General features: G+C 63.2%; 20 protein-coding genes. All 20 read left to right on the top strand.

Annotated features, from left to right (window positions below; all coding sequences use genetic code 11):
- Positions 1–113: 113 nt before the first annotated feature.
- The 20 genes from ispF (at position 114) to rpsG (ending at position 19637) form a co-directional block, all read left to right on the top strand.
- Positions 114–629, top strand: coding sequence for a 2-C-methyl-D-erythritol 2,4-cyclodiphosphate synthase (gene ispF / locus AK2_RS12585; protein WP_067934926.1), 516 nt, complete (start codon positions 114–116; stop codon positions 627–629).
- A complete protein-coding gene (gene gltX, locus AK2_RS12580; RefSeq protein ID WP_067934924.1) occupies positions 626–2071 on the top strand; it encodes a glutamate--tRNA ligase in 1446 nt (481 codons plus the stop codon). The genes ispF and gltX overlap by 4 nt, the downstream gene beginning before the upstream one ends.
- Before the next feature lie 31 nt (positions 2072–2102).
- Positions 2103–3527 (top strand): cysteine--tRNA ligase, encoded by a 1425-nt coding sequence (gene cysS, locus AK2_RS12575; RefSeq protein ID WP_067934921.1) that lies wholly within the window; start codon positions 2103–2105, stop codon positions 3525–3527.
- The gene (locus AK2_RS12570; protein ID WP_067934965.1) at positions 3524–3925 is read left to right on the top strand and encodes a Mini-ribonuclease 3; all 402 of its coding nucleotides are present in this window, start codon (positions 3524–3526) and stop codon (positions 3923–3925) included. The genes cysS and AK2_RS12570 overlap by 4 nt, the downstream gene beginning before the upstream one ends.
- The gene (gene rlmB, locus AK2_RS12565; protein WP_067934919.1) at positions 3925–4665 is read left to right on the top strand and encodes a 23S rRNA (guanosine(2251)-2'-O)-methyltransferase RlmB; all 741 of its coding nucleotides are present in this window, start codon (positions 3925–3927) and stop codon (positions 4663–4665) included. The genes AK2_RS12570 and rlmB overlap by 1 nt, the downstream gene beginning before the upstream one ends.
- Positions 4637–5188, top strand: coding sequence for an NYN domain-containing protein (locus tag AK2_RS12560; RefSeq protein ID WP_067934917.1), 552 nt, complete (start codon positions 4637–4639; stop codon positions 5186–5188). Before rlmB ends, AK2_RS12560 begins: the two co-directional genes overlap by 29 nt.
- A gap of 75 nt (positions 5189–5263) precedes the next feature.
- Positions 5264–5914 carry an RNA polymerase sporulation sigma factor SigH gene (gene sigH, locus AK2_RS12555; RefSeq protein ID WP_083521166.1) on the top strand — a complete coding sequence of 217 codons (651 nt, stop codon included), beginning with the start codon at positions 5264–5266 and terminating at the stop codon, positions 5912–5914.
- 180 nt (positions 5915–6094) lie between these two features.
- Entirely contained in the window at positions 6095–6244 is a 150-nt protein-coding gene (gene rpmG, locus AK2_RS12550; protein ID WP_067934915.1) for a 50S ribosomal protein L33, read from the top strand.
- Positions 6245–6332: 88 nt separating this feature from the next.
- Entirely contained in the window at positions 6333–6569 is a 237-nt protein-coding gene (secE, locus tag AK2_RS12545) for a preprotein translocase subunit SecE (RefSeq protein WP_245632899.1), read from the top strand.
- 93 nt (positions 6570–6662) lie between these two features.
- Complete coding sequence (gene nusG / locus AK2_RS12540) at positions 6663–7208, top strand: transcription termination/antitermination protein NusG (RefSeq protein ID WP_067928183.1); 546 nt, start codon at positions 6663–6665, stop codon at positions 7206–7208.
- Between the two features lie 249 nt (positions 7209–7457).
- The gene (gene rplK / locus AK2_RS12535) at positions 7458–7886 is read left to right on the top strand and encodes a 50S ribosomal protein L11 (protein ID WP_067928180.1); all 429 of its coding nucleotides are present in this window, start codon (positions 7458–7460) and stop codon (positions 7884–7886) included.
- A gap of 139 nt (positions 7887–8025) precedes the next feature.
- Positions 8026–8727 carry a 50S ribosomal protein L1 gene (rplA, locus tag AK2_RS12530; RefSeq protein WP_067934913.1) on the top strand — a complete coding sequence of 234 codons (702 nt, stop codon included), beginning with the start codon at positions 8026–8028 and terminating at the stop codon, positions 8725–8727.
- A 269-nt stretch (positions 8728–8996) separates the two neighbouring features.
- Positions 8997–9503: a 50S ribosomal protein L10 gene (gene rplJ / locus AK2_RS12525; RefSeq protein ID WP_067934911.1), complete on the top strand. Its 507-nt coding sequence runs from the start codon at positions 8997–8999 to the stop codon at positions 9501–9503.
- Between the two features lie 52 nt (positions 9504–9555).
- Positions 9556–9927 (top strand): 50S ribosomal protein L7/L12, encoded by a 372-nt coding sequence (gene rplL, locus AK2_RS12520; protein ID WP_067934908.1) that lies wholly within the window; start codon positions 9556–9558, stop codon positions 9925–9927.
- 136 nt (positions 9928–10063) lie between these two features.
- Positions 10064–10660, top strand: coding sequence for a class I SAM-dependent methyltransferase (locus tag AK2_RS12515; protein WP_067934958.1), 597 nt, complete (start codon positions 10064–10066; stop codon positions 10658–10660).
- Positions 10661–10855: 195 nt separating this feature from the next.
- Positions 10856–14386, top strand: a complete 3531-nt coding sequence (gene rpoB / locus AK2_RS12510) for a DNA-directed RNA polymerase subunit beta (RefSeq protein ID WP_067934906.1) — start codon at positions 10856–10858, stop codon at positions 14384–14386.
- Between the two features lie 87 nt (positions 14387–14473).
- Complete coding sequence (gene rpoC, locus AK2_RS12505) at positions 14474–18103, top strand: DNA-directed RNA polymerase subunit beta' (protein ID WP_067934904.1); 3630 nt, start codon at positions 14474–14476, stop codon at positions 18101–18103.
- A 134-nt stretch (positions 18104–18237) separates the two neighbouring features.
- Positions 18238–18489 (top strand): ribosomal L7Ae/L30e/S12e/Gadd45 family protein, encoded by a 252-nt coding sequence (locus AK2_RS12500; RefSeq protein WP_067934901.1) that lies wholly within the window; start codon positions 18238–18240, stop codon positions 18487–18489.
- Positions 18490–18636: 147 nt separating this feature from the next.
- A complete protein-coding gene (rpsL, locus tag AK2_RS12495) occupies positions 18637–19050 on the top strand; it encodes a 30S ribosomal protein S12 (RefSeq protein ID WP_067934899.1) in 414 nt (137 codons plus the stop codon).
- A 116-nt stretch (positions 19051–19166) separates the two neighbouring features.
- Entirely contained in the window at positions 19167–19637 is a 471-nt protein-coding gene (gene rpsG, locus AK2_RS12490) for a 30S ribosomal protein S7 (protein ID WP_067934897.1), read from the top strand.
- Positions 19638–19642: the final 5 nt, after the last annotated feature.

Genomic DNA, 19642 nt, shown 5'->3' with positions numbered 1-19642 from the left:
GTTGGTGTGCGGCGGGACAATGTGGTATATAATCAGGTACGTACGCAATGTGGGATGCAGATTGGGACCGGCGCTGTGTGTGCCGGTCCTTTCGTAGGTGAGGAGGCATTCGGGTGCGAATTGGCATCGGTTTTGATGTGCATCCGCTGGTGGAGGAGCGACCGCTCGTCCTCGGTGGCGTGGCCATCCCGTATGAACGCGGCCTGGACGGCCATTCCGACGCGGACGTGGTGCTGCACGCCGTCATGGACGCCATGCTCGGCGCCCTGGCGCTTGGGGACATCGGGCAACACTTTCCCAACACAGACCCGCGCTTTCGCGGTGCCGACAGCCGCCGGCTGGCGCGCGAGGTGTACGGGCAGGTGCGCGAGCGGGGTTACCGGCTGGGCAATCTGGATGTGATGGTGTTGTGCGAGCGCCCCAAGCTGGCTCCCCACATTCCGGCTATGCGGCAGGTCATGGCCGAATTGTTCCAGGTGCAGACGGGGCGCATCAGCGTCAAGGCCACGACGACCGAGCGGTTGGGCTTTGTCGGCCGCGAAGAAGGGATAGCGGCGCAGGCGGTGGCCCTGTTGGAACCCATGCTGGCGGATGGCGGCAGCGACGAGGCGGGGGATGGGGAACGATGACCGTCCGCGTACGCTATGCGCCCAGCCCAACCGGACACTTACATATCGGCGGGGTCCGCACAGCCCTGTTCAACTGGCTGTTTGCCCGCCACCACGGCGGCCAGTTTCTGCTGCGTATCGAGGATACCGATACGGAGCGGCACGTCGAAGGGGCGGAGGCCGAGATGCTGGACGGCTTCCGCTGGTTGGGCATCGATTGGGACGAAGGACCGGACATCGGCGGACCGCACGGTCCCTACCGATGCACCGAACGGTTGCCCAGGTATCAGGCCGCGCTGGCGCGCCTGGTCGAGACGGGCTGGGCGTACCCGTGTTTTTGCACAGCCGAGGAGTTGGAGGCGGACAGGCAAGCGGCGCTGCGCGAAGGGGTGGCCCCGCGTTACAGCGGGCGCTGCCGGCGCCTGCCGGAACGGGAGCGGCAGCGGCGCCTCGATGAAGGCCTGGCGCACACCTGGCGGTTGGCCGTGCCGAGCGGACAGACCTTGACTGTCACCGATGCGATTCGCGGCCGTGTGGAGTTTGCCAGTGATGACTTGGGCGACTTTGTCATTGTCAAGACGAACGGGATGCCGACCTACAACTTCCAGGTGGTCGTGGACGACGCCGAGATGGAGATCACGCACGTTATCCGTGGCGAAGAACACCTCTCCAACACGCCCAGACAGTTGTTGGTGTACCAGGCGCTCGGTTGGCCGGCGCCCGTATTCGCTCACCTGCCCCAGGTGCTCAACGAACACCGGAAGAAATTGAGCAAGCGCGATCCGGACGTGCTCCCGGTTCACGTCTACCGGCAGCAGGGCTACCTGCCGGAGGCGCTGGTCAACTTTCTCGCGTTGCTCGGTTGGTCGCCGGGGGACGAGCAGGAGATCCTGCCGTTGGCGGAGCTTTGCCGGCGCTTTGACCTCGACCGGGTGGGGGCCAGCGGTGCTGTTTTTGACGCGCAGAAGCTGCATTGGATGGCCAATCAGTACTTCAAGTCGGCCGATTTGGACCGGGTGTCAGACCTGATTGCGGCGCGGCTTCGCGAGCGCGGGGTGGCGTATCCGCCCGGCTGTGGCCGCGAGTGGTTAGCCGCGGTGGTGCGGCTCTACCAGGAGCAATTGGCGTGCGCGGACGAATTTGTCGATTTGGCGTCCGGGTTCTTTACGCAGAGGGTCGAACTCTCCGCAGAGGCGGAGGCCGTGCTCGCAGAGGAAAGCGCCAGGGCGGTGGCGCGTCGCTACCTGGAGTTGGTCCAATCCGGAGTGGAGCCTTGGACACCCGAGGGCAGCCACGCCCGTTTTCGCCGCATCCAGGAGGAAATGGGTGTGCGCGGCCGGGGATTGTACATGCCGGTGCGGGCGGCCCTGACCGGCACCGTGCACGGACCGGATTTGCAGCAGACGGTCAGCCTGCTGCCGCGGGAATGGGTGGAGGCACGACTGGCGGACGCACTGGCATAGGATGCTGTCGGGAGTGGGAGGAGGTCAGAATGTGGCGATTTGGCTATATAACAGCCTGACTCGCAACAAGGAGCCGTTGGAGACGCTGGAGCCGGGCAAGGTGAGGTTCTACGCCTGCGGCCCGACCGTATACAACCTGTTTCACATCGGCAATGCGCGGATGTTCGTCGTGTTTGATATGATTCGCCGCTATCTGGAGTACCGCGGGTACGAGGTGCGCTACGTGCAAAACTTCACAGATGTCGACGACCGTATCATCCAGCGCGCCAATGAGCTGGGAATCGGGGTGCGCGAGGTGGCCGACACGTACATCCGGGCCTACTTCGAAGACGCGGAGCGGCTCGGCATCCGCCGCGCCAGCGTGCACCCGCGGGTGACTGAGTGCATTCCCGAGATCATCCGCTTCATTGAGGACCTTGTCGCCAATGGGCACGCGTACGTGGAAGGCGGGGACGTCTACTTTGACACCTCCTCTTTTCCCGAGTACGGCAAGCTGTCGCACCAGTCGATTGACGAAATGCAGGCCGGGTTCCGCATTGAGATCAATGAGCGCAAGAAAAATCCCGCCGACTTCGCGCTCTGGAAGGCGGCCAAGCCGCACGAAGAGTTTTGGGACAGCCCGTGGGGCCCGGGGCGCCCCGGGTGGCACATTGAGTGTTCGGTGATGAACTACATCTATCTGGGGGAGCAGATTGACATTCACGCGGGCGGCCGGGATCTCGTCTTTCCCCACCATGAGAACGAGATCGCCCAGAGCGAGGCTCACAATCACAAGCCGTTTGCCCGCTACTGGCTGCACAACGGAACGCTCAACATCAACGGCGAGAAGATGTCCAAGTCGACCGGCAATTTCATCATGACGCGCGATCTATTGGAGCGCCGGCCGGGCTTGGCCATCCGGTTTTTCCTGCTGTCCGCCCAATACCGTCACCCGCTCAACTACACGGAAGAGGCGATGGACCAGGCGGAGCAGGCGCTGGAGCGCATCCGCCGTTGCCTGCGCAACCTCGACCACCGCGAGCAGGGATTGGCCAATCTGCCGCAGTATCTGGTCGTCAACCTGCCGGACGACGAGGCGGAGGTGGCCGCCCGGGCAGACGCCGTACGCAGCCAGTTCATCCGGGCCATGGACGACGACTTCAACTCGGCCGACGGCATCGCCGCGATTTTTGAGGGCGTCCGCCAGGCCAATCTCTACCTGGAGCAGGACTTGGTCTCATCCGCCGGCATTCGCCACTGGCGGAGGGTGCTCAAGGAACTGCTCGACGTGCTGGGCATAGCGCCTGATTTCGGGCCAGAACTGCTGGAGGCGGACATCGCGGCGCTGCTCGAGGAGAGGCGGGAGGCCCGCGCGCGCCGGGATTTCGCCCGCGCCGACGCTATCCGCGACAAACTGGCCGCCATGGGCGTGGCGATTGAAGATACGCCCCAGGGGACGCGGTGGTACCGGCGGTGAACGCGGACGTTCCGTGGCAGGAGCTGTCCCCCTTGGCGCTCGCCTATTTGGGTGACGCGGTCTGGGAGTTGATGGTGCGCCAGCACGTGATGGGCCGCGGCCGGCGTAAACCCGACGACCTACACAAGGCGGCCGTCCGCTACGTCCGCGCAGATACCCAGGCGCGCTTGGCGGAGGCGCTATGGCCGGAGTTGACGGATATGGAGCAGTCGTTCCTGCGCCGCGGCCGCAACGCCAAGGCCGGGCATGTGCGCAAGAGTGCGGACGCGCTGTCCTATCGCCACAGCACCGGGTTCGAGAGCCTGCTCGGCTACTTGTACGCCAGCGGCCAAGACGAGCGGCTGCACGCCGTATGCGAGCGGGCGCTGGCGCTGACCGATGAATGGGAGGTTGAGTGATGACCACGGACAAGCCGTCCCACCTACTGGCAGGCCGCCGTCCTGTGCTGGAGGCGCTCAAGGCCGGTCGGCCGATTTCCCGAATCGTCGTCGCCGAAGGGGCTGAGGGCGGCAGCCTGCAGGAGATCCTCGCCCGCGCTCGGCGGGCCGGGATTGTCGTGCAGCGGGCGCCCCGCGCGAGCCTGGCCCGTTTGGCAGGCGTCCAGCATCAAGGGGTGGTGGCCTACGCGGCCGCCCACACCTACGCGGAGTTCGACGAGGTACTGGCTCCGCGGCCGGGATCGACGCCGCTTCTGGTGCTGCTCGACGGTGTGGCCGATCCGCACAACCTCGGCGCCATCCTGCGCACAGCGGACGCAACCGGGGTACAGGGGGTGGTGGTCGCCAAGCGCCGCTCCGCTCCCCTGTCTGAAGTGGTGGCCAAAGCGGCAGCGGGGGCGCTTGAGTACGTGCCAGTGGCGCGCGTCAGCAATCTGGTGCAGGCGATGGAGCGGCTGAAGGCGGCCGGCTATTGGCTGGTGGGGACGGATGTGGCCGCGGCAACGGGATACACCCAGGTCGATTACACGGGGCCGACGGCGGTGGTCATCGGGGCGGAAGGCAAGGGGCTCAGTCGGCTGGTCAAGGAGCACTGTGACTACCTTGTGCGCCTGCCGATGCAAGGAAGTGTGCAGAGCCTGAATGCATCGGTCGCGGCGGGGGTGCTCCTGTATGAAGTCGTTCGGCAGCGCCAGGGCTAGCGCCCCTGGCCGGCGACACAGCACCTGCCTGATTGTCGACGGTTACAATGTCCTGGCGCGCCAGGCACAGCAGCCGTTGGGAGCTATTTCTAACCTGGAGGCGAAACGTGACGAGTTGGTCGCGGACCTGTCCGAATACGGGGCGTTTTCCGGGCAGCAGGTGGTGGTCGTGTTTGACGCGGGCCGCACGTCGGACAGGGCGGTGGACGAGCAGCACAGTTGGGGGCGCACTATCTACACCGCTCCTGGGGAGACCGCGGACGAGCGGATTGAGCGGCTGGTTTACGAGTTGCGTGACCAGTTTCACCACATCACGGTGGCGACCTCGGACGCGGCGGAACAGCAGGTCGCCTTCGGCGGGGGAGCCTTGCGCATCAGCGCGGGGGAGCTGCTCAAGCGCCTGCGCGAAGCCAAACAGCAGATTTCCCGCCGGGCGGCCGAGGTGCAGGCGGCTCCTCCGCGTTTGGATGAGGCTTTGAGTGCGGAAGTGGCAAAAAAGCTGGAAGACTGGCGGCGGCAGTAAGTCTAGCGTTGATTCTGCGAGATTACATAATGTATAATGTCCACACATCCAGAGCCGGATTCGGGGTGATTCGCTTTGTCTACGCAGGCGCACACGGGGCCGCTCAAACGCTACGAGGACATGACTGACGAGGAATTGGTCGCGGCCGTCCACCGAGGGGACAATGCAGCCCTGGAGTTTCTTGTCCACAAATACCGCAACTTCGTCCGGGCCAAAGCCCGATCTTACTTCCTCATCGGGGCCGACCGGGAAGACATCGTCCAGGAAGGCATGATAGGCCTGTTTAAGTCTGTGCGCGACTACCGGGAGGACAAGCTGACGTCGTTCAAGGCGTTCGCCGAACTGTGCATCACCCGTCAGATTATCACCGCTATTAAAACTGCGACAAGGCAGAAGCACATCCCTTTGAACTCCTATGTCTCCCTTGACAAGCCCATCTATGACGAGGATTCGGACAGAACGTTGCTGGATGTCCTCTCGACTGTGCGCGTTTCCGACCCGGAGGATATGGTCATTCACCAAGAGGAGTTCGACGCCATTGAGGTCACGATGTCGGAATTGCTCAGCGACTTGGAACGCAAGGTGTTGATGCTGTACTTGGACGGGCGTTCCTATCAGGAAATCGCGGTCGATCTCGATCGGCACGTGAAATCCATCGACAACGCGTTGCAGCGGGTGAAGCGGAAACTGGAAAAGTACCTCGCTTACCGCAATGTCTACGCTTGAGTGAACGGCTGCGCGGGCGAGCATCCACCTGGCGTCCAGCTGTCAGAACCGCTAAATCTGCCCTCTCGTTATGTTGACACTTGTCATCCCCTGTGCTAAGGTATTAAAAGTCTGCCAAGGTTCGTGTCTGCTTTACAGCGGTGCCGCCTGGCAACGTGTCGGCGAGGGAGGTGTCCCAAAGTGCGTGTCGTCATTACCCTGGCTTGCACCGACTGCAAGCAACGCAATTATACGACGGTGAAGAACAAAAAGAACGACCCGGACCGTCTGGAACTCCGGAAGTTTTGCCCATACTGCAAAGGTCACACGGTGCACCGCGAGACCCGCTGAGCGTTCTCGACGGCGCTCCAGTGTTCGGATGGCGGAAGCGGATGCCGCTGCGGGGCGAAGAGCATGTCGGCGAAGAGGGGTCTGACAGGTGGCGGAACAGCACATCACTCCGGAAAACGGAATCCAGCCCAAACGGCGCCGGACCGGCGTCATCTCGTTTTTTGCCGAATCGATTGCGGAACTAAAGCGGGTGCGCTGGCCGCGGCGCAACGAGGTTGTGGTCTACACGGCCGTCGCCTTGGCGACCTGTCTGGTGATGGGGCTGCTGGTCTGGCTCTTTGACATCCTCGTCGGCTGGGCGGCGTCCCGTGTCGGCATCCTCTGAGGGCCAGGCGCCATGTCGGCGGTCTGTGGAGTGCCGCCCGGACGAGTTGGAAACGACTTGGGATAGGGGGGTGCGGGGCGGTCCGCCCTCGCCATGGAGAATCTCGAGAAGCAGTGGTATGTGATTCACACCTACTCGGGTTACGAGAACAAGGTGAAGAATAACCTGGAGAGCCGCGTGCAGACGATGGGCATGGAGGATAAGATCTTCCGCATCGTCGTGCCGACCGAGGACGAGCTGGAGGTCAAGAACGGGAAACGCCGCGTTGTCCAGCGCAAGGTGTTTCCAGGCTACGTCCTGGTCGAGATGATTATGACCGACGACTCTTGGTACGTCGTGCGCAACACGCCGGGCGTCACCGGATTCGTCGGCTCCGCCGGCGGCGGCTCCAAGCCGGTGCCGCTCCTGCCGTCGGAGGTCAACGCCATTTTGGCGCAGATGGGAGCCGTGGAGGTCAAGCCGCGCGTGGATTACGAGATCGGCGAGGCGGTGCGCATCACCCACGGCCCGTTCGCGGACCTCGTGGGCACTGTGGAAGAGATCAACCTGGACCAAGAGAAGCTGCGTGTGCTGGTTTCCATGTTCGGGCGGGACACCCCACTGGAGCTGGATTTCACGCAGGTGGAAAAGCTCGTCTGAGTTCTGCGGACCTACGCTGGACAACTTCCTGGAGCCGAAATTAAGGCAGAAACAGGGTTCGCCCCGCGCACGTGCCGGGACGGCCCGTTCTGTGCTGCGGCACGCGTCAAGGCGCTGCCTGCGGCTGATAGATGTGGACCGTATGAGGGGTTTGCCCCGCTCCGTCACGGGCGGGTGGCCGTTTGGCCGGTCCACGTGGGAGGGCGGACGCCCGCATCACCACAGCATGTGGCAAAGGAGGTGGACAGGTTGCCGAAGAAGATTATCAAAGTTGTCAAGCTGCAGATTCCTGCAGGCAAGGCCACCCCGGCGCCGCCGGTCGGTCCGGCTCTCGGCCAGGCCCAGGTCGGCAACATCATGGGTTTTTGCAAAGAGTTCAATGCGCGTACCGCAGATCAGGTGGGGCTCATCATCCCGGTCGTGCTGTACGTGTATGAAGACCGCTCTTACACGTTCGAGCTGAAGACACCGCCGGCCGCGGTGCTGTTGAAGAAGGCGGCCGGAATTGAGTCCGGATCGTCCGAGCCGAACAAGAAGAAGGTCGCCACGCTCAAGCGCGCGAAAGTGCGCGAGATTGCGGAGCAGAAGATGCCGGACCTGAACGCTGCGTCGGTGGAAGCGGCAATGCGAATGGTCGAGGGCACGGCTCGCAGCATGGGAATTGTGATTGAAGATTGACGGGCAGCCGTCTCAGGCCGCCCCAACAGGCCTGGGGACTGCCCGTTCTCTGGCATAGCGGGCGCGGGGGCATCTCCGCGCGGGTTGGAGTTCCCTTGTGGGAGGTCTTGCACCGCATCACCACATGGAGGTGAAATGGATGGCTCGGAAATCGAAACGGTTCCAAGAGGCAGTCAAACGGGTGGATCGCACGCAAGAGTACGATCCGCGCGAGGCGATTGAGCTGTTGAAGCAGGTCGCCACTGCCAAGTTTGACGAGACGGTGGAGGCTGCGGTCCGGCTCGGCGTGGACCCGAAGAAGCAAGACCAGCAGATCCGTGGCGCCGTGGTCCTGCCGCACGGTACGGGCAAGACGGCGCGCGTGCTGGTGTTCGCCAAGGGCGAGAAGGCCAAGGAGGCCCAGGCTGCGGGTGCCGACTTTGTCGGTGACGACGACCTGATTCAACGGGTCTCCCAGGGGTGGATGGACTTCGATGTGGTCGTCGCGACGCCCGACATGATGGGGTCGGTCGGCCGGTTGGGCCGCATCCTCGGTCCTAAGGGCCTGATGCCGAATCCGAAGACCGGCACGGTTACGTTTGACGTGGCCCGCGCGGTCCAGGAGATCAAAGCCGGTAAGATTGAGTATCGGTTGGATAAGGCCGGGAACATCCACGTCCCGATTGGCAAGGTGTCGTTTGACGTGGAGCAGTTGCTCGGCAACCTGCGCACACTGGTCGACGCCCTGCAGAAGGCCAAGCCGGCCGCGTCGAAGGGGCAGTATTTCCGCAACCTGTCGGTCTCCAGCACGATGGGGCCTGGCATTAGGGTGAGCGTGCAGCGCTTGTCCGGGGCGGAGTAAGTGCGGGATCGGCCCGCGCGCGGGTTTGACCGTCGGGCGGCTGCCCGTTACTATGAGAACCAGGGTATACACAACGACATAACGGATGGACCGTAGACAGCAGGCCCGCTTGGGTGCGGCTAATGAAAGGCGCAGAGCCTTTCACCTGCCGAGGTTCGCGATTCGTTGGCTCCACATGGATGGGAATCGCGCCCTGCGTCTGCGGCGGCGCGTTTTTTATAGCTTGCGGCCGCGGGTCATCCGAATTCAACAAGGGAGGTGGGGTTGTCATGACGACAGTGCGCCAAGAGAAGGAACAGCTGGTGCAGGAGATTGCAGACAAGTTCAGCCGCAGCAAGGCGGTCATCGTGGCCGACTACCGCGGCTTGAACGTGGCCGAGTCGAATGAGCTGCGCAAACAGCTGCGCGAGGCCGGCGTCGAGTTCAAGGTGCTCAAAAACACCATGACGCGCCGGGCTGCCGAGAAGGCTGAGGTGCCGGGCCTGCAGGAGTTCTTCGTCGGGCCGTCGGCGCTCGCCTTCGGTTACGACGATCCGGTCGCGCCCGCGAAGGTGCTGCACGAGTTCGCGCGCAAACACAAGGCGCTGGAGCTGAAAGGCGGGCTGGTCGAGGGCCGCATCATTTCCGCGTCGGAAGTCGAGGGGCTGGCGAATCTGCCGTCCCGCGAAGGGCTGCTGGCGATGCTGCTCAGTGTCATGCAGGCGCCGCTACGCAACCTGGCGTACGCCGTGAAGCAGGTGGCGGAGCAGCAGGGCGGCGAAGCGGCGGCGGAATGAGCCGGCAAGCCGCAACCACCCATCTCTGTATACCAAGGAGGCGCTCAACAAGATGACGAAAGAGGAATTCATCGAAGCCCTGAAGGGCATGACGGTTTTAGAGCTGAACGATTTGGTCAAGGCTATTGAGGATGAGTTCGGCGTGACGGCTGCGGCGCCGGTCGCTGTGGTCGGCGGCCCGGCCGCCGGCGGTGCCGAAGAGGCGGCCGAACAGACCGAGTTCGATGTCATCCTGGCCAACGCCGGCGCGTCGAAGATCGGTGTCATCAAAGTGGTCCGCGAAATTACCGGTCTCGGCCTGAAAGAGGCGAAAGAGCTGGTGGACAACGCGCCGAAGCCGATCAAGGAAAAGGTCTCCAAAGAGGACGCCGAAGCCATCAAGGCGAAGTTGGAAGAGGCCGGGGCGACGGTCGAAATCAAGTAAGTCCGCCCGTCTGTCAATGGCGGTGGATAGGAGTGTGCGCGGTGGGCGTCAGCCGGATTCCCGGCGACGCCCACTCGGCGTCTCGGCCGTGGCGTTTGTCGCTGCGGCTCACTGAGGGGAGACAGGAGTGCTCGCTTTGAACGACCATTATTTTTCGACCCAGCCGAGCAGCCAGCACAGGCACCGCACCATCTCCGTCCGGGCGCGCGGCCAGGCGCTGCACCTGGTCACCGACAGTGGCGTCTTTTCCAAACGCGGTCTCGACTTTGGCACGCGCGTTCTGGTGGAAGCGGCCGTGCTGCCGGAGCACGGGCTGATGGTGGACCTGGGCTGTGGCTACGGGGCGGTGGCGGCAGTGCTGGCAAGGGTGTATCCGAAGACGCGCTGGCTGCTGCTGGATGTCAACCAACGGGCGCTGGATCTGGCGCGGCGCAACCTGGCATTTGCGGCGGACAGGGTCCAGGTGGTGGAGAGCGATGGTTTTGCAGGCGCAAAGGGGGTGCTGGCCGACGCGGTGCTGCTCAATCCGCCGGTGCGCGCCGGCAAGGCGACCGTGTACCGCTTGTTCCGCGAATCTTTTGATCACCTCAGCCAGGGTGGGCAGCTCTGGGTCGTCATTCAGAAGAAGCAGGGGGCTGACAGCGCCCGGGCCGAGCTGGGCCGGACCTTTCCACAGGTCGAGACGGTCGACAAATCGGGCGGATACCACGTGATTTGCTGCACGAAATATTGACATCCAGAATTGGCTATGATAAAGTCTTTTAATGCAAATTCTATCGTATGGACGGGGGATGTGTGACCATCAAACGTATCGACGATAGATGACCATAGATGAATAGCGCAGCGAAGAAAAATGTGGTTCAAAGCAACCTCATTTTATTTTTGTATTGTCTAGGGCATGTTGAAATCGGCATGAGAGGTGACGGCTTTGCGAGGACACATGGTCAAGTATGGGTGGCGCGAACGTCGGTCGTACGCCCGTATTCACGAGGTCTTGGATCTGCCGAATCTGATTGAGATTCAACAGAAGTCCTACCAGTGGTTCCTTGAAGAAGGGCTGCGCGAAATGTTCGCGGACATCTCTCCCATCCAGGATTTTACCGGCAATCTCGTGCTGGAGTTCATCGATTACAGCCTCGGCGAGCCCAAGTACGACGTGGAGGAGTCCAAGGAGCGTGACGTGACCTACGCGGCTCCGCTGCGGGTCAAGGTGCGCCTGCTCAACAAGGAGACGGGCGAGGTCAAGGAGCAGGAAGTGTTCATGGGCGACTTCCCGCTGATGACCGAGACCGGCACCTTCATCATCAACGGCGCCGAACGCGTGATTGTCAGTCAGCTTGTCCGTTCCCCCAGTGTCTATTTTAACAGCAAAATCGACAAAAACGGCAAGCAGACGTTTGCGGCGACCGTCATTCCAAACCGCGGCGCTTGGCTTGAGTTCGAGACCGACGCCAAGGACATCGTCTATGTCCGCATTGACCGCACCCGTAAACTGCCGATTACCGTCCTGCTGCGCGCGCTGGGCCTTGGCACCGACCAGGAGATCATCAACTTCCTCGGCGAGGACGAGTACCTGCGCAACACCCTGGACAAGGATACCACGGATTCGACCGAACGCGCGCTGATTGAAATTTACGAACGATTGCGGCCAGGCGAGCCGCCGACGATGGAGAACGCGCGGGCGCTTCTGGCCTCCCGGTTCTTTGACCCGAAGCGCTACGACTTGGCCAACGTCGGCCGCTACAAGATGAACAAAAAGCTGCACATCAAGAATCGCCTGCTCAACCAACGCTTAGCAGAGACCTTGGTGGACGCGGATACCAATGAAATCATCGCCGAGGCCGGCCAGATTCTCGACCGCCGTACGCTCGACAAGCTGCTGCCGCGCCTGGAGGGCAACGTCGGCCGCGTGCGCCTGCGGGCGACGCCGGAGTTGACCGACGAAGACGAGATCCCGGTGCAGGTGGTGAAGATCTTCGCCCCCAATGAGGACGGGCGCATCCTGCACGTGGTCGGCAACGGAGACGTGCCGAAAAACGTCAAGCACATCACGCCGGCGGATATCCTGTCCGCGGTCAGCTACTTCTTCAATCTGTTGCACGGTGTCGGCACCACCGACGACATCGACCACCTGGGCAACCGCCGCCTGCGCTCGGTCGGCGAGCTGCTGCAAAACCAGTTCCGCATCGGTCTCTCCCGCATGGAGCGGGTGGTGCGCGAGCGGATGTCCATCCAGGACGCCAGCGCCATCACGCCGCAGGCGCTCATCAACATCCGGCCGGTGATTGCGGCGATCAAGGAGTTTTTCGGGTCCAGCCAGCTGTCCCAGTTCATGGACCAGACTAACCCGCTGGCGGAGTTGACGCACAAGCGGCGCCTGTCGGCCCTGGGGCCGGGCGGCCTTACGCGCGAGCGCGCCGGCTATGAGGTGCGCGACGTACACTATTCGCACTATGGCCGCATGTGCCCGATTGAGACGCCGGAGGGGCCGAACATCGGGCTCATCAACTCGCTGTCGACGTACGCGCGGATCAACGAGTACGGGTTCATCGAGACGCCTTATCGCCGGGTCGATCCGGACACCGGCGTGGTCACGGACCACATCGACTACCTCACGGCCGATGAGGAAGAGAACTATGTCATCGCGCAGGCCAACGCGCCGCTGACGGAAGACGGCCGGTTTGCGGCGGACGAAGTGGTGGCCCGGTTCCGCGAGGACGTCATTACGGTGCCCTGGCAACGTGTCGATTATATGGACGTCTCGCCGAAGCAGGTGGTCTCGGTGGCGACGGCGTTGATTCCGTTCCTAGAGAACGACGACGCCAACCGCGCGCTGATGGGCTCCAACATGCAGCGGCAGGCCGTGCCGTTGCTGGTGACCGAGGCGCCGCTGGTCGGCACCGGCATGGAGCACCAGTCAGCCAAAGACTCGGGCGTGTGCGTGGTGGCCCGCCGCGGCGGTGTGGTCGAACGCGTGACGGCGCGCGAGATCTGGGTGCGGACGGAGCACATTGTGGACGGCAAACCGGTCGCCGGCGATTTGGATAAATACAAGCTGCTCAAGTACACGCGGTCCAACCAGAACACCTGCATCAACCAACGCCCAATCGTGCGCGAGGGGCAAAGGGTGGAGGCGGGCGATATCCTGGCGGATGGTCCCGCGACGGAGAATGGCGAACTGGCCCTGGGGCGCAACGTGCTGGTGGCGTTCATGACCTGGGAAGGCTACAACTACGAGGACGCGATCTTGCTGTCCGAGAAGGTGGCCAAGGAAGACATCTACACCTCGATTCACATTGAGGAGTACGAGCTGGAGGCGCGCGACACCAAGCTGGGTCCGGAGGAGATCACGCGCGACATCCCGAACGTCGGCGAGGATGCGCTGAAGAACCTGGACGAGCGCGGCATCATCCGCATTGGCGCCGAGATTCAGGCGGGCGACATCCTGGTCGGCAAGGTGACGCCCAAAGGCGTGACCGAACTGACGGCGGAAGAGCGGTTGTTGCACGCCATCTTCGGCGAGAAGGCGCGGGAGGTGCGCGACACGTCGCTGCGCGTGCCGCACGGCGGCGCCGGCATCGTGGTCGACGTCAAGGTGTTCACGCGCGAGAACGGGGACGAGCTTCCGGCTGGCGTTAACCAGCTGGTGCGGGTCTACATCGCCCAGAAGCGCAAGATCTCTGAAGGCGACAAGATGGCCGGCCGGCATGGGAACAAGGGTGTCGTGGCGCGCATCCTTCCGGAGGAAGACATGCCGTTCCTGGAGGACGGGACCCCGGTCGAAATCGTCCTCAACCCACTGGGCGTGCCCTCGCGCATGAACATCGGGCAGGTGCTGGAAACGCACCTGGGCATGGCGGCCAAGGCGCTCGGTGTGCACATCGCGACCCCGGTGTTCGATGGCGCGACCGCCGAAGACGTGTTCGATACCCTGGAGGAGGCCGGGTTTGCCCGCGACGGCAAGCAGGTGTTGTACGACGGGCGCACGGGTGAACCGTTCGACAACCGGGTCACGGTCGGTTACGTGTACATGCTGAAGCTGGCCCACCTGGTCGACGACAAGATTCACGCCCGCTCCACGGGTCCCTACTCGTTGGTTACGCAGCAGCCGCTCGGCGGCAAGGCCCAGTTTGGCGGGCAGCGTTTCGGCGAGATGGAGGTGTGGGCGCTGGAGGCTTACGGGGCCGCCTACACCCTGCAAGAGATACTCACCGTCAAGTCGGACGACGTGGTGGGCCGCGTGAAGACTTATGAAGCCATTGTCAAGGGCGAGAACGTGCCGGAGCCGGGTGTCCCAGAGTCGTTCAAGGTGCTCATCAAGGAGCTGCAGAGCCTGGGCATGGACGTGAAGATCCTCAGCGAGGACGAGCAGGAGATTGTCATCCGGGAGAGCGATGATGACGAAGACGCGGGTGAAAAGCTGAACCTCAACCTTGAGGTGCGCGAAGTCGGGGACTGACGTAACGCAGGCACCGGCGCGCCTGTCCGGCCGGGCCTGCGGCCGAATGTGCGCAACGACGAGTTTGCCGAAAGGGAGGATTCCCCTTTGTTAGACGTCAACAACTTCGAGTTTATGAAGATTGGTCTCGCCTCGCCGGAGAAGATCCGCTCCTGGTCGCATGGGGAAGTCAAAAAACCGGAGACCATCAACTACCGCACGCTGCGCCCGGAGAAGGAAGGGCTGTTCTGCGAAAAGATCTTCGGTCCCACCAAGGACTGGGAGTGCCACTGTGGCAAGTACAAGCGGGTTCGCTACAAGGGCGTCGTCTGCGACCGCTGCGGCGTCGAAGTGACGCGTTCCAAGGTGCGCCGCGAGCGCATGGGCCACATTGAGTTGGCCGCCCCTGTGTCGCACATCTGGTACTTCAAGGGCATTCCCAGCCGCATGGGCCTGGTGCTCGACATGTCGCCGCGGGCGCTCGAAGAGGTCATCTATTTCGCTTCCTACGTCGTCACCGATCCGGGCGATACCCCGCTGGAGAAGAAGCAGTTGCTCAGCGAGAAGGAGTATCGCTCCTACCGGGACAAATACGGCTACGCCTTTGAAGCCGGCATGGGCGCGGAGGCGATTAAGAAGCTGCTGGTCGAGATTGACCTCGACCGTGAGGTCGAGTCGCTGAAGGAAGAACTGCGCACCGCCCAGGGCCAGCGCCGGAACCGGGCTATCAAACGCCTGGAGGTGCTGGAGGCGTTCCGCAGTTCGGGCAACCGGCCGGAGTGGATGATTCTCGAGGCGCTGCCGGTCATCCCGCCCGACCTGCGGCCGATGGTGCAGCTGGATGGCGGACGGTTTGCCACGTCGGACCTGAACGACCTCTATCGGCGGGTTATCAACCGCAACAACCGGCTGAAGCGGCTGCTGGACCTGGGCGCTCCCGACATCATCGTCCAGAATGAGAAGCGGATGCTGCAGGAGGCGGTCGACGCCCTGATTGACAACGGCCGCCGCGGTCGTCCGGTGACCGGTCCCGGCAACCGCCCGCTCAAGTCGCTCTCGCACATGTTGAAGGGCAAGCAGGGCCGGTTCCGCCAGAATCTGCTCGGTAAGCGCGTCGACTACTCGGGCCGGTCCGTGATCGTCGTGGGACCGGAGCTGCGCATGTTCCAATGCGGCCTGCCGAAGGAAATGGCGCTGGAACTGTTCAAGCCGTTTGTGATGAAGGAACTGGTGGCCCGCGGCCTGGCGCACAACATCAAGAGCGCCAAGCGCAAGGTGGAGCGCGTCTCGCCGGAGGTCTGGGACGTGGTGGAGGACGTCATCAAGGAACACCCCGTTCTCCTCAACCGCGCCCCGACGCTGCACCGCCTGGGCATCCAGGCCTTTGAGCCGGTGCTCGTGGAGGGCCGCGCCATCAAGCTGCACCCGCTCGTGTGCACGGCTTACAACGCCGACTTCGACGGCGACCAGATGGCGGTGCACGTGCCGCTGTCGGCCGAGGCGCAGGCCGAGGCGCGCCTGCTCATGCTGGCTGCGCATAACATCCTGAGCCCAGCCTCCGGCAAGCCGGTTGTCACGCCGACGCAGGATATGGTCCTGGGGCCGTATTACCTGACCATCGAACTGCCCGGCGCCAAGGGTGAGGGCCGTGTCTTCGCGGACCCGGCCGAGGTGCAAATGGCCGTGCAGCAGCGAGAGGTCAGCCTGCACGCCCGGATTGTCCTGCCGGCCGCAAGCCTGGGAAAGGTGTGGCCGGACGAGCGTCAGCGGCAGGCGATGCTGATCACGACGCCCGGGAAGCTGATCTTCAACGAGATCTTCCCGAGCGACTTCCCGTATTTGCACTCGGGCGCCCGGTCCAACCTGATCGACGGGACGCCGGACGAGACGTTCGTCTTCGAAAAGGGCGTGAACCTGCGCGGAGCCGCGGTCCAGAGGCCCATAGCCAAGGCCATCATCAAGAAGGACCTGGGGAACATCCTGGCCGAGTGCTTCCGGCGCTACGGCACCACGACCACGTCGGAGATCCTGGACAAGGTCAAGCGGCTGGGCTTCCACCACTCGACCTTGGCCGGCATCACCATCTCGGTCGCGGACATCATCGTGCCGGAGGAGAAAAAGACCATCATCGCCGAGGCGGACGAGCGCCAGCACAAGCTGGAGGTGCAATACCGCCGCGGTCTGATCACGGACGACGAGAAGTACATCTCCTTCAGCCAGATCTGGACCGAGGCGAAGGAGCGGGTCACCGATACGCTGATGCGGAGCATGCACGAACTGAACCCGATTTACATGATGGCGACATCGGGGGCCCGCGGCAGCACGTCGCAGATCACACAGCTGGCCGGCATGCGCGGCCTGATGGCCAACCCGTCCGGCCGCATCATCGGGCTGCCCATCAAGTCCAATTTCCGCGAAGGACTGACGGTGCTGGAGTATTTCATGTCGACGCACGGTGCCCGCAAGGGCTTGGCCGACACGGCGCTACGCACGGCAGACTCCGGGTACCTCACGCGCCGCCTGGTGGATGTCGCGCAGGACGTCATCGTGCGCGAGGAGGACTGCGGCACCGACAAGGGGCTCAAGGTGATGGAGATCCGCGACGGCCGCGAGGTCATCGAGGAATTGCGGGACCGCCTGGATGGGCGCATTGCCTTCCAGGACGTGTACCATCCGGAGACGGGCGAGAAGCTGGTCGGCAAGAACGAGATGATTGACGCGGAGACCGCCACTCGCATCGAGGAGGCGGGCATCAAGGAGGTCGTCATCCGCTCCGTGCTGACCTGCCGCACCCGCCACGGCGTATGCGTGAAATGCTACGGCCGCAACCTGGCCACCGGCAAAGAAGTCGAGATTGGCGAGTCGGTCGGCATCATCGCGGCTCAGTCCATCGGCGAGCCGGGTACGCAGCTGACGATGCGCACGTTCCACACCGGCGGCGTGGCCGGCGACGACATCACCCAGGGTCTCCCTCGCGTGCAGGAACTGTTTGAGGCCCGCAATCCGAAGGGCCAGGCTGTCATCACCGAGTTTGACGGCAAGGTCGTCGACATCCGCGAGGGCAAGGACAAGCGCGAAATTGAGATTGAGGGCGAAAGCGAGACGAAGGTGTACGCCATTCCGTACGGATCGCGCATTCGCGTCAGTGTCGGTGAGACGCTGGCGGCCGGCGACGAGCTGACCGAAGGCTCGGTCGATCCGAAAGAAATGCTGCGGGTGCGCGGCCTGCAGGGCGTGCAGAACTATCTGCTGCGCGAGGTGCAGCGCGTCTATCGGATGCAGGGCGTGGACATCAACGACAAGCACGTGGAGGTCATGGTGCGGCAGATGCTGCGCAAGGTGCGCATCCTCGACGCGGGCGACACAGACCTGCTGCCCGGGACGTACGTGGACTTGCACGAGTTCGAACAGGCCAACCAAAAGGTTCTGCTGGAGGGCCGCGAGCCGGCCGTCGCCCGCCCGGCCTTGCTCGGCATTACGAAGGCCTCCCTGGAGACCGATTCGTTCCTGTCGGCGGCCTCGTTCCAGGAGACAACCCGGGTGTTGACTGAGGCGGCCATTAAGGGCAAGGTGGACCGGCTGCTCGGCCTGAAGGAGAACGTGATTATCGGCAAACTGATTCCGGCTGGCACCGGCATGGCCCGCTATCGCCGGCTGCGCGTGGAATCGGATGATGACGTGGCGCCGGCAGAATCGATGGAGGAGCAGGAAGCGACCACGGTCTCGGTCAGCGAGTGAGTGAAACGCGGGGCGCGGGCCGCCCCGCGAGTCCGCCTCGACCCGTCCGCCGCTTGTTGACAGCCCGCTTTTTGCGGTGATAGAATCGTTGAGTGTGCCTTGAGCATGGTCGTTATTTTGGGGGAGGCTTTGCCATGTCTCTCGAACGCATACGCCTCGCGAGGAAACGTATCATCGGGACCAACCAGACGACGAAGGCACTCCAGCAGCAACAGGTGGTACAGGTCTTTGTCGCGAAGGATGCGGAAGAACGGGTCACCCGTCCGGTGGTGACGCTGGCCCGTGAACGCGGAATTCCCGTAGAGTGGATTGAATCCATGAAGGAACTCGGCAAGGCTTGCGGTATCGAGGTGGGAGCGGCCACAGCAGCCATCCTCGAAGAGTGAAGAGAGCCTGTGGCTGCGGCTTGCAAAAAGCTTTGCGCCGTGCATCGCAGCGCAGGTGTCTGTCTGCGCGGACACGGACCACCAGGCACTGTGGACATGACAATCGCGTCTCGCGTCGCGGTTGGATCTTTGGAAGGAGGTGCAACGATGCCGACCATCAATCAATTGGTCCGGAAGGGCCGCAAAGTGATGGTGAAGAAATCGACCGCACCGGCGTTGCAGAAGGGGTACAACAGCTTTGAGAAGAAGCTGACCGACCTGCCTTCGCCGCAGAAGCGCGGGGTCTGCACCCGCGTGGGGACGATGACCCCCAAGAAGCCGAACTCGGCCCTGCGGAAGTATGCCCGTGTGCGTTTGACGAATACGTATGAGGTCACAGCCTACATCCCGGGTGAAGGCCACAACCTGCAGGAGCACTCCGTCGTGCTGGTCCGCGGCGGCCGTGTCAAGGACCTGCCGGGCGTGCGCTACCACATCATCCGCGGCGCCCTGGACACGGCAGGCGTCAAAGACCGCCAGCAGGGCCGTTCCAAGTACGGGGCGAAACGCGCCAAGAAGTAAGGAGAAGTCATTCTGATGCAACGCCAACACAGCGGACGGCGCAAGCCGGCGGGGTGGCGGAGTGAGTTGCGCCCTGGTTCGGTTGCGCGCGCAGATTGAGGAAGGGGGGCGCATGCATGCCACGGAAAGGTCCGGTTCCGAAACGGGACGTTATGCCGGATCCTGTTTACGGGAACAAAATGGTCACCCGTCTCATCAACAAAGTGATGGTGGACGGCAAGAAGGGCACAGCCCAGCGCATCGTCTACTCGGCGCTTGAGGGGGTGCGCGAGCGTACCGGGAGAGACCCGATGGAGGTCTTTGAGGAGGCGCTGCGCAACGTGATGCCGGTGCTCGAGGTCAAGGCGCGGCGCGTGGGCGGATCGAACTATCAAGTGCCGGTGGAGGTCCGCCCGGAACGGCGGATCACGCTCGGGCTGCGGTGGCTTGTTCAATACGCCCGCGAGCGTGGCGAGAAGACGATGATTGAACGCCTGCGCAACGAGCTGATGGACGCCGCCAACAACACGGGTGGGGCTGTCAAGAAGAAGGAAGACACGCACCGCATGGCGGAGGCCAACAAGGCGTTCGCACACTATCGTTGGTAAGAGCC

This window comes from Alicyclobacillus kakegawensis NBRC 103104, assembly GCF_001552655.1.
GTDB classification, from domain to species: domain Bacteria; phylum Bacillota; class Bacilli; order Alicyclobacillales; family Alicyclobacillaceae; genus Alicyclobacillus_G; species Alicyclobacillus_G kakegawensis.
Note: the sequence above shows the minus strand (reverse complement) of the source record. Positions and strands in the feature narration are given on the sequence as shown.

Bases quoted from the DNA above. Each gene is read 5' to 3' on its own strand.
- rpsL (WP_067934899.1), top strand. From the start codon at position 18,637: ATGCCGACCATCAATCAATTGGTCCGGAAGGGCCGCAAAGTGATGGTG.
- rplJ (WP_067934911.1), top strand. From the start codon at position 8,997: ATGACGACAGTGCGCCAAGAGAAGGAACAGCTGGTGCAGGAGATTGCA.
- AK2_RS12500 (WP_067934901.1), top strand. From the start codon at position 18,238: ATGTCTCTCGAACGCATACGCCTCGCGAGGAAACGTATCATCGGGACC.
- rpsG (WP_067934897.1), top strand. From the start codon at position 19,167: ATGCCACGGAAAGGTCCGGTTCCGAAACGGGACGTTATGCCGGATCCT.
- nusG (WP_067928183.1), top strand. From the start codon at position 6,663: ATGGAGAATCTCGAGAAGCAGTGGTATGTGATTCACACCTACTCGGGT.
- gltX (WP_067934924.1), top strand. From the start codon at position 626: ATGACCGTCCGCGTACGCTATGCGCCCAGCCCAACCGGACACTTACAT.
- rplL (WP_067934908.1), top strand. From the start codon at position 9,556: ATGACGAAAGAGGAATTCATCGAAGCCCTGAAGGGCATGACGGTTTTA.
- rlmB (WP_067934919.1), top strand. From the start codon at position 3,925: ATGACCACGGACAAGCCGTCCCACCTACTGGCAGGCCGCCGTCCTGTG.
- AK2_RS12560 (WP_067934917.1), top strand. From the start codon at position 4,637: ATGAAGTCGTTCGGCAGCGCCAGGGCTAGCGCCCCTGGCCGGCGACAC.
- rplA (WP_067934913.1), top strand. From the start codon at position 8,026: ATGGCTCGGAAATCGAAACGGTTCCAAGAGGCAGTCAAACGGGTGGAT.